At 39.8% G+C, this 15,794-nt stretch carries 12 protein-coding genes; 9 read left to right on the top strand and 3 right to left on the bottom strand.

The genetic code is table 11. The annotated features are described in order from the left end of the window. The first annotated feature begins 47 nt into the window (after nt 1–47). Nucleotides 48–1,316 carry a mechanosensitive ion channel family protein gene (locus tag BG00_RS06775; RefSeq protein ID WP_036981411.1) on the top strand — a complete coding sequence of 423 codons (1,269 nt, stop codon included), beginning with the start codon at nt 48–50 and terminating at the stop codon, nt 1,314–1,316. 3 nt (nt 1,317–1,319) lie between these two features. Here BG00_RS06775 and BG00_RS06770 read toward each other — a convergent pair whose 3' ends face one another. Then, entirely contained in the window at nt 1,320–2,204 is an 885-nt protein-coding gene (locus BG00_RS06770; RefSeq protein ID WP_036981409.1) for a LysR family transcriptional regulator, read from the bottom strand. Nucleotides 2,205–2,314: 110 nt separating this feature from the next. Here BG00_RS06770 and BG00_RS06765 point away from each other — a divergent pair, with 110 nt between their 5' ends. The 3 genes from BG00_RS06765 (at nt 2,315) to katG (ending at nt 7,919) form a co-directional block, all read left to right on the top strand. Beyond that, nucleotides 2,315–3,457 (top strand): alkene reductase, encoded by a 1,143-nt coding sequence (locus BG00_RS06765; RefSeq protein WP_190276261.1) that lies wholly within the window; start codon nt 2,315–2,317, stop codon nt 3,455–3,457. A 538-nt stretch (nt 3,458–3,995) separates the two neighbouring features. Then, complete coding sequence (locus tag BG00_RS06760) at nt 3,996–5,336, top strand: L-cystine transporter (RefSeq protein WP_036981404.1); 1,341 nt, start codon at nt 3,996–3,998, stop codon at nt 5,334–5,336. Between the two features lie 315 nt (nt 5,337–5,651). Beyond that, entirely contained in the window at nt 5,652–7,919 is a 2,268-nt protein-coding gene (gene katG, locus BG00_RS06755) for a catalase/peroxidase HPI (RefSeq protein ID WP_036981402.1), read from the top strand. A 33-nt stretch (nt 7,920–7,952) separates the two neighbouring features. On the opposite strand, the gene BG00_RS06750 is transcribed toward katG, so the two are convergent. After that, on the bottom strand, nt 7,953–9,860 hold the full coding sequence (locus BG00_RS06750) for an MFS transporter (RefSeq protein WP_036981400.1): 1,908 nt from the start codon (nt 9,858–9,860) through the stop codon (nt 7,953–7,955). A gap of 233 nt (nt 9,861–10,093) precedes the next feature. Between BG00_RS06750 and BG00_RS06745 the strand changes: the two genes are divergently transcribed. From BG00_RS06745 to BG00_RS06735, 3 genes are all read left to right on the top strand, one after another. Further along, nucleotides 10,094–10,873, top strand: coding sequence for a DUF2189 domain-containing protein (locus tag BG00_RS06745; protein ID WP_036981398.1), 780 nt, complete (start codon nt 10,094–10,096; stop codon nt 10,871–10,873). 172 nt (nt 10,874–11,045) lie between these two features. Then, nucleotides 11,046–11,465, top strand: a complete 420-nt coding sequence (locus tag BG00_RS06740) for a CBS domain-containing protein (protein WP_036981396.1) — start codon at nt 11,046–11,048, stop codon at nt 11,463–11,465. Nucleotides 11,466–11,621: 156 nt separating this feature from the next. Then, a complete protein-coding gene (locus tag BG00_RS06735) occupies nt 11,622–11,984 on the top strand; it encodes a DUF2237 family protein (RefSeq protein WP_036981395.1) in 363 nt (120 codons plus the stop codon). Nucleotides 11,985–12,017: 33 nt separating this feature from the next. Here BG00_RS06735 and corA read toward each other — a convergent pair whose 3' ends face one another. Then, on the bottom strand, nt 12,018–12,974 hold the full coding sequence (corA, locus tag BG00_RS06730) for a magnesium/cobalt transporter CorA (RefSeq protein ID WP_016900502.1): 957 nt from the start codon (nt 12,972–12,974) through the stop codon (nt 12,018–12,020). Between the two features lie 348 nt (nt 12,975–13,322). Here corA and dps point away from each other — a divergent pair, with 348 nt between their 5' ends. Then, nucleotides 13,323–13,847: a DNA starvation/stationary phase protection protein Dps gene (gene dps, locus BG00_RS06725; protein ID WP_036981392.1), complete on the top strand. Its 525-nt coding sequence runs from the start codon at nt 13,323–13,325 to the stop codon at nt 13,845–13,847. Between the two features lie 186 nt (nt 13,848–14,033). Further along, nucleotides 14,034–15,776, top strand: coding sequence for a SulP family inorganic anion transporter (locus tag BG00_RS06720; protein ID WP_036981389.1), 1,743 nt, complete (start codon nt 14,034–14,036; stop codon nt 15,774–15,776). The last annotated feature ends 18 nt before the right edge of the window (nt 15,777–15,794 follow it).

Genomic DNA, 15,794 nt, shown 5'->3' with positions numbered 1-15,794 from the left:
TCATTAAATAGATGAAACTCACGCAAATAAATCTCTTGGGAAAATAAATGACTGAAATACGATCGCAGCTGCGAGAATTTTTACTGCAATGGTTTAGTCTTTATTTTCCTGGGAGTGCGCATTTATGGTACAACATATTAGTACTGTGCTGGGTTGGCTTATTTGCGCTCATATTGCACCTCATCTTAAGGTCAGTTTCAAAACGACTACTTAAAGGCCGCTTTAGTGATAAAGTTGTTCAAACCGATACCCACACGCCTGCCGACTTAGCGCTTAAATTAACACGTAATATTTCCTTTGTTTTACAAGGTGCTGTGGTTGTTATACAAGCTAGGCTCTGGGTTCCAGAAGGAACGGCTTTTTTACATATCATTGAGATGTTTACTGATCAGTGGATCATTTTATTTGCACTGCTCTCGCTGTTCTCTTTGCTCAATATTTTTCAAGCAATATCTGACAGGCAACCCATTGCAGCTCACTTTCCATTACGTGGTTTTTTACAAACAATTAAACTGATCGCCAGCGTATTAACCGGTATTTTAGCGATTTCATTATTAATGAATAAATCCCCGTTAATATTACTCAGTGGTTTAGGTGCGCTATCGGCTGTACTGCTACTGGTGTTTAAAGACGCTATTTTAGGGCTGGTGGCCGGTATTCAGCTTTCAGCAAACAGTATGCTTGCGGTTGGTGATTGGTTAGAAATGCCCAAATACGGCGCAGATGGCGATGTGATTGATATAGCCTTGACCACAGTTAAAGTAAGAAATTGGGATAAAACCATTACCACTATCCCAACCTATGCGCTAATTTCTGACTCATTTAAAAACTGGCGCGGTATGTCAGAATCCGGTGGACGGCGCATAAAACGGAGTATCCATATAGAAATGAGCAGTGTGCGCTTTTTAGATGAGCAAGAGATCACCGCGCTGAAAAAAGCAGATTTATTAAGTCACTACCTCGAAATTACCCTACCGGCTATTAACGAGCAAAATACCACGAAAAAAATAGATATGAGCTGTACGTTAAATGGTCGTCGGCTCACTAATGTTGGCACATTTCGTCATTATTTAGTCGCGTTATTAAAACATCACCCACATATTCATCAGGGAATGACACTGATGGTAAGGCAGCTAGAGCCAACTAAAAATGGCTTACCCATTGAAATTTATGCATTTACCAATACAACTAATTGGGGTGAGTATGAAAATATTCAGTCAGATATATTTGACCATATATTAGCGATATTACCCGCCTTTTCGTTGCGTGCCCATGAGGCACCAACAGGGAACGATATTCGTCAACTAATTAAATAGTTACTAAATCCGTTTTAATTGCGCTATTAACCACTGGTGAATATCGCTGTTATTTGAACGTGGATGCCACGCTGCAATCACCTTAAATGGCGGTGGTAATAATTCAACTTCAAGCTGTTTCACTTTGGCGTTTGGCAGTAAACGCGATGGGTAAAAAGCAATTAAGTCAGTACTGCAAAGCAAATCGGGGACAAATGAAAAGCCAGGCACTGACATAACTATATTGCGCGCATAGCCCTTATCAGCAAACCACTGGTCGTGAGAGCCTCTTAAGTTAGCACGTGACGCTGAAACCACTAATTGAGGGTGTGCCGCCACTTCAGCAAGGCTCAACGTCGACGAAGAAAGCACCGTGTCTTTGCCCGCAATACAAATATGTTGTTCTTCAAATAATGTGTCATAGATTAAGTTTGTTGGGATAAATTCAGGAAAACTAATTAATAAATCCAGCTCTCCTGCACTTATTAATTGATTAACATTATCAGAGGCAAAGTCACGAATAATCAGCTTTAATCCTGGCGCTTCGCGTCTTGTTATTTCTAATAATTGTGGCAAAAGAGCTGCTATAGCGTAATCAGTCGCACTTATTGTAAATACGCCCTTGTAACTACTTGGGGTAAATTGTTTAGGTATTAATAACGCTTCTACCTGAGTTAGTATTTGATTAATGGGCTTCTCTAGTGCGATAGCCTTAGGTGTTGCAACCATTGTATTGCCTTGGCGAATAAAAAGCCGATCGTCAAATAAGTCACGCAATTTTCGCAGCTGCTCGCTAATAGCCTGCTGGGTTAAGCCCATTTTTCGCGCCACATCCGACACATTTTTTAGTTTAAGTAATGCACTCAATATTCGTAATTGTTTTATATCAAGCCGAGATATACCATTCATAATTGTATCTTAAACAAAAAAGCATTGTTTCAAATTGTACCTTTTAATCCCTATGATCACCAGCATTGTAATTGGCGCTAAACAGCATTATTAATTTAAAAGGTATTAAAATGAGTCAACCAAGTAAAAATATCGACAGTCTATTTTCATCAATCAATTTAGGCCCATACACGCTTAAAAACCGTATTGTAATGCCGCCACTTACACGCTCACGCAGCACAGTTCCTGGCAATATCCCCAACGAGGTGATGGCCACATATTATGCACAGCGTGCTAGTGCTGGTTTTATGGTTACCGAAGGCACTCAAATTGAACCAAGAGGACAAGGGTATGCCTGGACACCGGGCATTCATTCTAATCAACAAATAGCTGGTTGGAAAAAAGTAACTGATGCAGTACATGCAGAAGGTGGAATTATTTTTGCCCAGCTTTGGCACGTTGGCCGCGTTTCACATACTAGCTTACAGCCTAATGAAGCCAAACCTATTGCCCCCTCAGCTCTAACAGCTGATAGCGTTAAAGTCTTTATTGAAACAGGACCAGCTCAAGGCGCTTTAGCCAACCCAAGTGAACCACAAGCTTTAACAACCGATGAAGTAAAAGAGCTTGTTGGCATGTATGCACAAGCTGCCCGTAATGCGCTAGAAGCGGGGTTTGATGGCGTAGAACTGCATTGTGCTAATGGGTATTTAGTAAATCAGTTTATTTCTGAGCACACCAATAAACGAGATGATGAATACGGCGGCTCTCTTACTAATCGCCTGCGCTTTTTAAAAGAAATTGTCGCGGCAGTAAGTGACGTAGTAGGCCCTGAGCGCTTAGGGGTTAGATTTGCGCCCTTATTTAGCAGTACTGATGAAACCCGTGTTTATTTAGGATTAGTAGAATCAAACCCGCATCATACCTACATTGAAGCAATTAAAATACTTGAGCAAGCTGGTATTGCCTACCTTTCAATTGCAGAAGCTGATTGGGACAATGCCCCTGATTTACCAGAGCAATTTTATCAAGCAGCCAGAGCTGAATTTTCTGGGCGTATTATTTACGCTGGTAAATACACTGTTGAAAAAGCGGTGGCGATGTTAGCTAAAGGCTACGGTGATTTATTTGCTTTTGGTCGTCCTTTTATCGCAAACCCTGATTTACCAGCGCGCATAAAAAATCAATGGCCATTAAATGAAGCCGATACAGCCACTATGTATGGCGGGACTGAGCAAGGTTACAGTGACTACCCTTACTACAAAAACGATTAATTAATAGGCCATGGATGGCCTTATTCAATGTTTAAACGCTTTTTACATCGTCTCCCAGCTTGTTAAATTTAATCTGCTCACTATTTTTACATTTACTAAAATGTCATACATTTGGTAAAAAAATGTCGATAAAAACCATTAAAATTAGTTTTAAAGTATTGTTTTAAATAATTAACAAGCATTAAAGTAGTGATATTTTTATATATCAATACAATAAGCTTTTATTTTTTTAGGCATCGGTCTTTGGAGCATGGGTTGTTAAAGTTAGCAGGAGTTAAATCAACTTCTTTGAGTCTTTTAGCCGTGTATGGATTATTTTTATTATTGTAGTTAAGATCTTACTTTCATCTAGTAAACGCCATAAATTAAAGAAAATACAATCATATGGGTTAATTTTTTCAACAATGTGCTCATTCGTTATACTTTAATATTATTACTATATTCATTTTAATTCTATACCATAGCGAAAGCGTATTTTGTTAACGTCTTACAAAGCGTTAAAGTGCCGCGCTAATTCACAGCTATAAAAGAGGGTACTATGTCGCTTGCTGTATTATTAATGTTGGCATTATTTGTCGGTTTGCTGTTCGCGATTTATCTTTTTTCGCAAAAAAGCAGCTCTTTATCTCGTACCGTTTTATTTGGCTTAGTGCTTGGTAGCACCTTTGGCTTAGCCCTACAGTTTTTATTTGCCCACTCTCCAGAAACCATTAAAGAAATACTCAGCTGGGTAAGCGTGGTGGGTAAAGGCTATGTCGGTTTATTAAAAATGATCATTATGCCATTGGTATTAATTTTTATGATTGCTGCTGTGGTAAAGCTCGAAAACCAAGGCTCACTGGGGAAAATCTCCTTTATTAGTATCTCTGTTTTACTCTTTACCACAGCAATTGCAGCGTTAATTGGTATTGCGGTAACGTATGGATTTGACCTCAGTATTGAAGGGCTTGTTTCGGGTACTCGTGAAGCCGCTAGAATGGACACACTACAAAGCAAAGCTGCGAATGTAGCCGACTTAAGTGTGCCGCAAATGTTATTGAGCTTTATTCCTGAAAATCCCTTTGCGGATTTAAGTAATCAACGTTCAACCTCTATCATTGCCACGGTTATATTTGGTGTCCTTGTTGGTATAGCTGCACGTAAAGTAATGCTGGAAAAAACAGAACTTGCTAGCCCAATTCGTAACGGTGTAAACGCCCTACAAGCGACAGTAATGAGCTTAGTTCGCATGGTAATTGCACTCACTCCTTATGGTGTTGCGGGCTTAATGGCAAGTGTTGTGGCAAACTCTAGTAGTAACGATATTTTAAATTTACTCGCCTTTATTGTGGCTTCTTACGTGGCTATTTTATTGATGTTTGTTGTGCATGGCTTATTGCTTAGCTTTGTGGGTGTAAATCCAAAGCATTATTTTGAAAAAATCTGGCCAGTACTGACCTTTGCATTTAGCTCACGTAGCTCAGCGGCATCGATTCCTATGAATGTTGACGTGCAAATTAACCAGTTAAAAGTACCACCAGCAATTGCAAACTTATCGGCTTCTTTTGGTGCCACTATTGGTCAAAACGGCTGTGCTGGTATTTATCCTGCGATGCTCGCAATGATGGTTGCGCCAAGTGTGGGGATAGACCCACTTACATTTGAGTTTATTTTACCGTTAATTGGTATTGTAGTTATTAGCTCGTTTGGTATTGCAGGTGTTGGTGGTGGTGCTACCTTCGCAGCGTTGGTTGTATTGCCTACCATGGGGTTACCTATAGAGGTTGTGGCTTTACTTATTTCTATTGAACCCTTAATAGATATGGCACGCACTGCGCTCAACGTATCAGGCTCTATGACCTCAGGCGTGATCACCAGTAAATTAATGAAAAATCAATAACACAGATTTTAATCTAATAGCCCAGCCTGCGCTGGGCTTTTTTATGTCTGCCACTTTCAAAGCTCTTTAGTGATTTGTTTATTTAATCATTTAACTTTAATAAATCATTTTTATAGATTGTATCAATCAGTTTATTTCGCACACGGTTTTTAGCCCCTCTACTATACTATTCGCACTGCTTAGTCATTCAAGCTTGGTAAACAACAACTTGAATGGAGTAAAAGCTCACTAATTTTTAAATTATTAGATTCTATTTTTAATAATAGTAATACGCTTTGTATATAACGAAATTCGTTAACTTTAAGGAAGCTGACAATGAAAAACCGATCATTTACTAAAAAAGCACTTGTTGGATTTATAAGTATGGCACTTATGTCTGGCTCTGCTTTTAGCCAAGAAAAACCACAAATGTCTAAGCCACAAGGTGCTGTTGGCATGGGTGAGGCTAAAATGGGCGCAACCAGAACAAACCAATTTTGGTGGCCAGATCAACTAAACCTATCTCCTCTTCGTGATCATGATCTACGCTCAAACCCTTATGGTGCAGACTTTAATTATGCAGAGGCATTTAACAGCCTAGATTTAGACATAGTAAAAAGTGATATTGACGCCCTACTTACGCAATCTCAAGACTGGTGGCCAGCGGATTTTGGTAACTATGGCCCATTTTTTATTCGTATGACATGGCACAGCGCAGGCACCTACCGTACGCTTGATGGCCGTGGTGGCGCAGGCGGTGGTCAACAACGTTTTGAACCGCTTAACAGCTGGCCAGACAACGTAAGCCTAGATAAAGCACGCCGCTTACTTTGGCCAATTAAACAAAAATACGGAGAAGCACTTTCATGGTCAGACTTAATCGTATTAGCAGGTAACGTTGCTCTAGAAAACATGGGATTTGAAACCTATGGTTTTGCCGGCGGGCGAACTGACGACTGGGAACCAGACATGGTTTACTGGGGTCCAGAAGTAGAAATGCTTGCCAGCGACCGTGAAGATGCCAGCGGCAAATTAGAACGCCCATTAGGTGCAACGCACATGGGTTTAATTTATGTAAACCCAGAAGGGCCTAAAGGAGTACCTGATCCTATTGGTTCAGCTAAAAATATTCGTGTTGCGTTTTCTCGCATGGCCATGAACGATGAAGAAACCCTAGCACTTATCGCCGGCGGTCATACCTTTGGTAAAATGCATGGTGCGCACAAACCTAAAGACTGTGTAGGTGCAGAGCCTGCTGCAGCAGGCATTGAAGAACAAGGGTTAGGCTGGAAAAACAAATGTGGTAAAGGCCACTCTGAAGATACCGTATCAAGTGGTTTAGAAGGCGCATGGACACAAGCACCTACTCGCTGGTCATCACTGTACTTGAGCAACCTGCTTAACTTTGAGTGGAAACAAACTCGCAGCCCTGCAGGCGCTATTCAGTGGATCCCAACAGATGAATCATTACATAAGTCAGTACCTGATGCGCACATCAAAGGTAAATTTAACCCACCGGTAATGACCACTGCCGACTTAGCGTTAAAATTTGATCCTGAATACCGCAAAATTGCTGAACGCTTTTTAAACGACCCTAAAGAGTATCAACTGGCCTTTGCTAAAGCATGGTACAAATTGACTCACCGAGATATGGGGCCACCACGTAACTTTTTAGGTAAAGAAGTACCAAAAGAAGACTTAATTTGGCAAGATCTTATTTCAGCAGAGACTCAATCAAACATTGATGCTGGTGCAGTAAAAGAGCTTAAAACCGCTATTTTAGACTCGAACCTAAGTGTACCTGAGTTAGTACGTGTTGCATGGGCAGCGGCTGCCAGTTACCGTGATTCAGATATGCGCGGCGGAGCTAATGGCGCACGCATTGCGCTTGCTCCACAAAAAGATTGGGCAGTAAATAATCCAGCAGAAACCGCAAAAGTACTCAAAGTATTAAAAGCAATTCAAGCTGACTTTAACGACAGCTTATTTAGCAAAAGCCATGTATCGCTTGCTGATTTAATTGTGCTTGGTGGTAATGCAGCGATTGAAAAAGCAGCGAAAGATGCAGGCTACTCAGTAAACGTACCGTTTAATGCTGGCCGTGGCGATGCTACGCAAGCGCAAACTGACGTTAATGCATTTAACTTATTAGAGCTGCCAGCCGATGGTTTTAGAAACTACTTTGATGCAGAGAAAAGCTATAAATCGCCAACTGAAATGCTAATAGATAAAGCCGATCAGCTTGACCTAACCGTGCCAGAAATGACTGTATTAATCGGTGGCTTACGTTCGCTTGATGCAAACTACAAAGGCACTGATTACGGCGTATTTACTGACAAGCCTAGCACTTTAAATAACGATTTCTTTGTTAATTTATTAGACATGTCGACGGTTTGGAAAAAGTCATCCGATGTGGGGATTTACCAAGGCTTTGACCGTCAATCAGGTGAGCAAAAGTACACTGCTACTTCGGTTGATCTGATTTTTGGTTCAAATTCAGAATTGCGTGCAGTTGCCGAAGTATATGCCTTTGATACATCAAAGCAAAAATTTGTAGAAGACTTTGTTAAAGCATGGACTAAAGTGATGAATTTAGACCGTTAACAACCATTAAGTAACACAACCACAGCGCTGCAATTAATTGCAGCGCTTTTTTATTATTAAGTTATTTAAAGCAATCACTCGCTCGCGCAAATCATCGGCATTAACCTTCTGTGCAGCCACCATTTCACCAATGGTCACACTGACCAGCGACCACTTTGGTCTAGGCAATCGCCACTTTGTTTTTCGACTAAACATACTACCCCATAGTCCATCTAAATGAACAGGAATAACAGGCACCGGTGTGCGCTGAATTATTTTTTCAATGCCACGGCGAAATACATCAACTTCGCCATCATCGCTGAGCTTGCCTTCAGGAAAAATTCCCACCAGCTCTCCACGCTCTAGTGCCTGAGCAATATCGTCAAAGGCTTTATTAAACGCCTTAGGATTTGCTTTTTCGCTATCAATTGGGATAGCTTTGGCCATTTTAAACAACCAATTAAGTGCCGGTGAATAATAAATAGGTGCAAATACAACAAATCGAATTGGCCTAGGTGACGCCGCTAAAATAAACATCCAATCAACAAAGCTAACATGATTGCTTACCACCACCGCAGCTCCTTCATCGGGAATATTGAGCTCGCCTTTAGTGCGCACACGATACATACAAATCGCTAAAATATAGATAATAAAACGTAAGAAAAACTCCGGTACTTTGGTGTATATGTACAGCGATATGAGTAAATTAAGTCCTGCTAATAACAACAATAATTGTGAAATATCCCAGTGTAATAGCGTTAAAGTAAAAATACTTAAAACGGCGCTGCCAACCATAAACAACGCATTTAGCACATTATTAGCTGCAATTACTCGAGAACGGCTATCGGGGTGAGTACGCTGCTGAATAAGTGCATACAAAGGCACCGTATAAAACCCCGAGGCAATACCAATACCTGCCATCCAAACAAAATGCCAGAGCATATCGCCGGTATTAATTACTTGCTCAAGAGCAAGCTGCAACTCATTAACTAAACGATAAGATTCAATGCCAGGTTCTTGACTTAATAAATATAAAAATAAGGTAATTAACAGTGCACCAAAGGGCACTATACCCAACTCAATACGTGAGCGCGATAGCTTCTCACACAATAAAGATCCTAATGCAATACTCAACGAAAACACCACTAAAGCAGCCGTCACAACCAACTCATCGCCTCCCATTACATGTTTTACGTAATTAGGGAGCGCCGTTAATATCACCGCACCAATAAGCCAAAACCAGCTGATCCCTAATACTGACTTACCCACTGACTCGGTTTGTGCGTTAAGCGCATTAAATACACTTTTGGTCGAGGAAATAGGGTTAAGCGATACCTTTAAATTAGCATCATTCGCAGCACTTTTTGGTATAAAACGACTACTCAAATAACCAATAACCGCCAGGCTCACTATCGCGATACTGATATAAACAGGGCCTGCAGCTTGGGTTATATAATAAGTGCCAAATACCGTGCCCAATAAAATAGCCACAAAGGTGCCAGATTCAACTAACCCATTAGCTTTGGTTAATTCATGAGGAGCGACATGCTGCGGTAAAATTGAGTATTTTAATGGCCCAAAAAAAGTGCTTTGTAAACCCATTAAAAACACAGTACCTAACATTAACCAAACCTGCTCGGTTAAAATAGATACCACGCCCACCAGCATTATTGGAATTTCGCAAAACTTTACGATGCTGATTAGTTTTGATTTTTCCAACTTTTCTGCAATTTGCCCAGCCATGCCTGAAAATAGAAAAAACGGTAAAATAAATAATCCTGCCGCCAGATTAGAATAAAAGGCACCATCAGCTACCGTAGCAGCTTGAAAAATTAAAATAAGTAGGATTGATTGCTTATAAACATTGTCATTTAAAGCTGAGAAAAACTGCGTCACAAACAGAGGTAAAAACCGTTTACTACCCAGTAAAGCTCCTTGAAATTGTTGTTTATTTTCCTTCATTACGGTCTCTTAAAATTAGCTTCAGAACTTAGATTAGCACTGTGGAAAAGAAATACGAACCCACTTTTTAAGTAAGTGCTCAAACATATATTTAAATAAACAAAATAGCTAACCCAACAAAAATGACTAACTAATGAACAATGCGACTAAATCAATCGTATAAGTTGTTTATGAGTTGTAAATAAAACATCTATGTTCTAAACCTAAAAGGTGACTAAAAAAGGAGCATCTTTATGCCAACTACAAACACAATAGACAAAGACACTAAATTCGCACGTTGTTTAGAGTGCAACAAAGTAAATACATTTGCCGCTTTTCATTGGCTTTCGTTAGCGTTTAAAGATATGGCGCGCGCGCCCATGTTGAGTTTAATTTACGGTTTAATCTTCACGCTTATTCCGGTAGCGATTGTTTACTCTATTGTACTTACCGACAGCCACTTAGCTATTTTACCTGCAACCGTTGCTTTTGCTTTGATCGGTCCGGTATTCGCCGTTGGCTTATACGATGTAGCCTGGGAACTAGAGAAAGGCCATAAACCTACATTAAGCCATTCATTAAAATCAATGTTTCGTAACCCTGTAGGTGAATGGGGTTTTGCGGTATTACTCATGGTAATTATGATTATTTGGATGCGCCTAGCTGCAATTGTGCATGCGTTATACCCAAACCATGTAAACCCCACCTTTGAAGAACTTTCTGCGTTTTTAACTATAGGCAGCATTATCGGTGGGATTTTGCTGGTCAGTGTGTTTTCAATTTCTGCATTTACGCCGCAAATTATGATGGAAAGACGCGTTGATATTATGACCGCAGTCGTTTCTTCAATCCACGCAGTTAAAGAAAACTTTGCAGCCATGGTAGTGTGGTCAATTTGTATATTTGTACTGGTAGCGCTTGGCTTTGCTGCAGGTGCCGCTGGATTTATTATTATTATGCCACTACTTAGTTACGCTAGTTGGCATGGATACATTGCTGTTATTAAAACAAAAACACCACGTGGTTATGAATAACATTTACCTGTAGTTTTATCACTTAATTAAATGCTTTTTGGCATTTAATTAAGTGTTGCCTCTTCTCCCTCAGTTTATAAAATCCGTAAAAACCTTGATCTCAATAAGGTGCAAAGCTTAAAAATAGCGCTAATATAAGCTGATACACTACAGATAATATAAAGGAATAAACATGAGTCAAAACGTTAAAGACTTAATGACACCGAACCCATTTTCAGTGAACGTAAAAAGCACTTTGCATGACGCACATAATTTAATGAAAGAAAAAAACGTTCGCCATATTCCTGTTATTGACGAAGACGGCGCATTTGTCGGTATGCTCACACAAAAAATAATGGTCGCCAAAGTCATGGGTATCATGGCAACATTTGGTGCTAATGCATTACAACGCAAAGAAAAGCTCACAAAAGTAGAAGATATTATGGTGAGTGATTTTATTAGTGTAACCCCAGAGCAGCCGCTATCAGATGTGGTTAAGTTTTTTGTAGATAATCGCCACGGTTGCATGCCCGTTGTTAGCGAGCAAGGCCAGCTAGTAGGTATTTTAACGTCTTCTGATTTTGTACGTTTAGCTGCAGCACTTCTCTCGTAAATACTCTTCTTTAATGAAACTGTATTTAGCTTTGCCAAATACAGTTTTTACTCACTTAACAGATATATAAAATTAACAGCATAGATAGCTAAGTCACTAACAGCCTGTTATGGTAAACACCCTGCTTTTAATGGTTATTACAAGGTAAGTTTTCATATGGCTAATCAATTAAATGTACTAGGAACTCGCTTACAACTTTGCTGTGGCAACGGTGGCTATACCCGTGAGGGATTTTGCTATGTACCAGATTCAGACTTTGGCAATCACAGTGTATGCGCCATTATGACCGACGAATTTTTGCAGTTTTCTAAGGCGCAAGGTAACGATTTAATTAGCCCTAATCCTTTGTATAATTTTGCGGGCTTAAAAGCTGGCGATAAGTGGTGCTTATGTGCGATTCGTTGGTATCATGCCATTGCTGCAAATGTTGCTCCTCCTGTTGTACTTGAAGCAACAAACCAAAAAGCGCTAGATATTATTCCCCTTGAAGTATTAAAAGCACATCAATATACCGGGTAATGATTTGAGCGCTCAGCTTGCAATATTAAAGTATTATAACCACCCTTTATGTTTAAAAAATAAATAAGGGGCAAAGCCCGACAGCAACATAATGCCAATTGCAAATGGATAACCCCATTCCCATTGTAGCTCAGGCATTATATTAAAATTCATACCATACACACTAGCCACTACTGTAGGCGGTAAGAAAACCACTGAGGCAATAGAAAAGGTTTTAATAATTTGATTTTGTTCAATATTAATAAAGCCTTGTGTTGAATCCATCAAAAAGTTCACCTTGTCGAATAAAAAGGTACAGTGCGACATTAAAGTTTCTATATCGAGTACAATTTCTCGAAGAGATTCGCGCTCGTCATTTTGCGCGCCTATACGGCGTATTAAAAACGAAATATTGCGTCGCGTATCCATTAAACATAAACGCACCTTACCATTAGCATCTTCTAAGCGAGCTATGCGACCAACCGCCTCTTCTAAGTCTGAGTTATCTTCTTCAAGTACATAAGCACTGAGCTTCTCTAATTGATGATGCATGTCTTCGAGCATATCCGCGTGGTTTTCAACTTTTTGATCAAATAAAGTGATTAATAATTGTTTTGCTGTATCGCATGCCACCTGACCTTTGCGCGCTCTTAAGCGCAGTAGTCTAAAATCAGCCAATTCCTCATCACGAATAGTAAGTAAGCAATTGTTTTGCAACAAACAAGCTACCGTTACAGTATTAAATCGCCCTTCATTAGGTGACATAAACAATGCATGCACATGTAAACCTTCATTATCGATAAAGCACCTAGACGACGTTTCAATCTCTTCTACATCTACCGAATCTGGAAAAGTTATATTGAGCGTTTTTGCAAGCGCATTTTGCTCCTGCGGTGTTGGATTAATAGTATCAATCCAATGTGCATTCTTTATGGATACTTCAACAGGGGTATCAGGTAAAGGCGCTAACTCTTTGATTACTCCTTGCTCGATGGAAAAAAACCTCAACATACACTTCTCCTTTAATGAATCTTTGGGTTGATTATATGTAACAGGACATTAATCAACAATGATAATACCTTCATTATAACCACTATAAAGGGCACGCTATTCGCTAACACTTTAAAGTATTGCTGTTTTGCAGAATTTACAAAAAAGTGCATATTTTTCATACCCGTTAAGCTAAACACTCCTTAAAACTTTATTAAATAAAAATTAAATCAACATATTTCAATTAGTTAAGTTAAAAGTTCAATCGGCATGCCCATTGCTTCGATAAATACAAGAGGTGTTCGTTATCGCAATTTAAATACTCACTAGAGTAAAGCGAGCACTATTTTTGAAATAGTAGGAGGAATCATGAGTAACAGTAATAATGCAAATAAAGTCGCTGAATTTACCGCTCCCGGTGTAAAAAACGAATCAGCAAATAAAGCAATATCTGTACTAGAAAATCGCATGGTAGCGCTAATTGATTTACAGCTAACTTTAAAACATATTCATTGGAATGTAGTAGGTCCAAACTTTATTGGCGTACATGAAATGCTAGACCCACAAGTAGAAACCGTCCGTGAAATGACTGACACCATAGCAGAACGTATTGCCACTTTAGGCGGCGTCCCAGTTGGCACACCAAAATCGATTGTTGAGCGTCGTACATGGGAAGATTACGCCATAGGTAAAGGCTTAGTAACTGAACACTTAGCCGCATTAGACAAAGTATATAACGGCGTTAACAGTGATCACCGTAAAGCCATAGAATCACTTGCTGAGCTTGATCCGGTATCTGAAGATATGATCATTGCGCAACTTGCAGAGCTTGAGCAATATCAGTGGTTTGTTCGCGCCCACATAGAATCATCAACTGGTCAATTGAATAGCTAATTTTTAAAGCAGTCATTTTTTACTTACAAAGCCCAGTAACTTGCTGGGCTTTTTTGTTTTTAAACTACATTCCTCTTATTAATACACTAGAACCCCCCTCTTTAGCGCATCTAACACGTTTAGTTACTATACTTATTATTAAAGAGAACTTACTATCTACTCCTAATTATTAGCAGGGAATTTGAAGTGTTGTCGCGTCTATATAGCTTTATGCCAGGTTTACACAGCTTATTTAATTATCAACGTCAATGGTTTGCTGATGATGTGAGGGCGGCATTATCGGTTGCAGCCGTTGCTTTACCTGTTGCTATAGCTTATGCGCAACTTACAGGCGTTAATGCTGCAGTTGGCCTGTATTCTTGCGTATTACCTATGATGCTTTATGCACTTTTTGGTACCTCTAAACAGCTTATTATTGGCCCTGATGCCGCAACATGTGCGGTTATTGCTGCAGTTGTTACTCCACTTGCTGCAGGCGATAGCTTTAAACATTGGCAATTAGTGATCACCATGACCGCAATGACCGGTTTTTGGTGCTTTATTGCCAGCCGCTTTAAGCTAGGTGTATTAGCCGACTTTTTATCTAAACCAATTTTAATGGGGTTACTAAACGGTGTGGCTATTACCATTATTGTTGGTCAGTTTTCTAAAGTATTTGGCTTTACCTTTGATGAGCGCTATTTGCTTGAGCGATTAGGTGGCGTTCCTACGTATTTATCGCAAACTCATATTCCCACCTTATTAATGGCTTTATTTACCCTCGGCGTTTACTTTGTGTTAAAGCGCTTAAAACCTACATGGCCAGCCTCTATGTTTGCCATTGCACTAGGTGCGGTATTCGTTTGGTTTTTTAATTTAGAGCAATTTGAAATAAAAACCATAGGCACAGTAACTGGTGGTTTGCCCGTGTTTAACACCCCAGTATTTGACGTGGGTATTATTCGAGAACTTGTTGTACCGGCACTCAACTTAGCCATAGTTAGCTTTGTCAGCATGATGCTAACAGCGCGAAGCTTTGCAGCAAAGAATGGCTACGACATCGATGCCGATAAAGAATTTAGAGCCTTGGGCATCGCTAATTTAGCGTCAGCATTATCACAAGGCTTTGCCGTTAGTGGTGCCGACTCACGCACAGCCGTAAACGACGAGTCTGGCGGAAAAACCCAATTAGTTTCGATTATAGCTGCCGCTATTATTGGTGTTATCGCTCTTTTTTTAACGGCGCCGCTTGAGTTTATTCCCAGTGCTTCACTCGGGATTGTATTAATAATTGCCTCTGTTCACCTGCTTGATTTAAAGGCAGTCTGGCAATTAAAATTTAAAGATAAGCAGGCATTTTACTTAGCCTCAGCCACACTTTTTGCTGTGCTGTTTATTGGTGTTATACCAGGAATTACCCTTGCTGTATTACTAGGGGTATTTCAATTTATTCGAACTGTTATGCGCCCAACCGACAATATACTCGGCGTAGATGTTAACGGTGTAGTAAGAAGTTTAGACGCCACAGATAAAGCAAAAGCAGTGCAAGGCGTGTTTATTTATCGCTTTAATTCACCTTTAACTTACTTTAATGCCAGCTACTTTAAACGCAGATTACTTGAGCAATACGCAAGGCAAAAAGACGACACGCAATGTGTCATTATTGATGCTGTGCCCTGCTTCACTCATCTTGATTTAAGCGTTATGGCCATGCTCGCAGACCTAGATGTGATATTTAAAAAACGAGGTATTCGATTAGAGCTAGCGGGAAGAAAACGCCAGCTACTTTCTTGGTTTAAAACCGCTGGTATCGCCTCAGGTAAAGACGGTATTTATATTCATTCAGACTTATACATTGCCTTACAAAAAAACAGCGTCAGCCAGCATGTCGACGAGGTTACGATGTTTCAATCGCAAAACTCCGAAGAGATAAATGCAGGTAATAATTAGGGTTATTATTTTTCCTCA

The organism is Pseudoalteromonas sp. SCSIO_11900 (assembly GCF_000576475.1).
GTDB classification, from domain to species: Bacteria; Pseudomonadota; Gammaproteobacteria; order Enterobacterales; family Alteromonadaceae; genus Pseudoalteromonas; species Pseudoalteromonas tetraodonis.
This window is presented reverse-complemented; position numbering and strand designations above follow the sequence as displayed.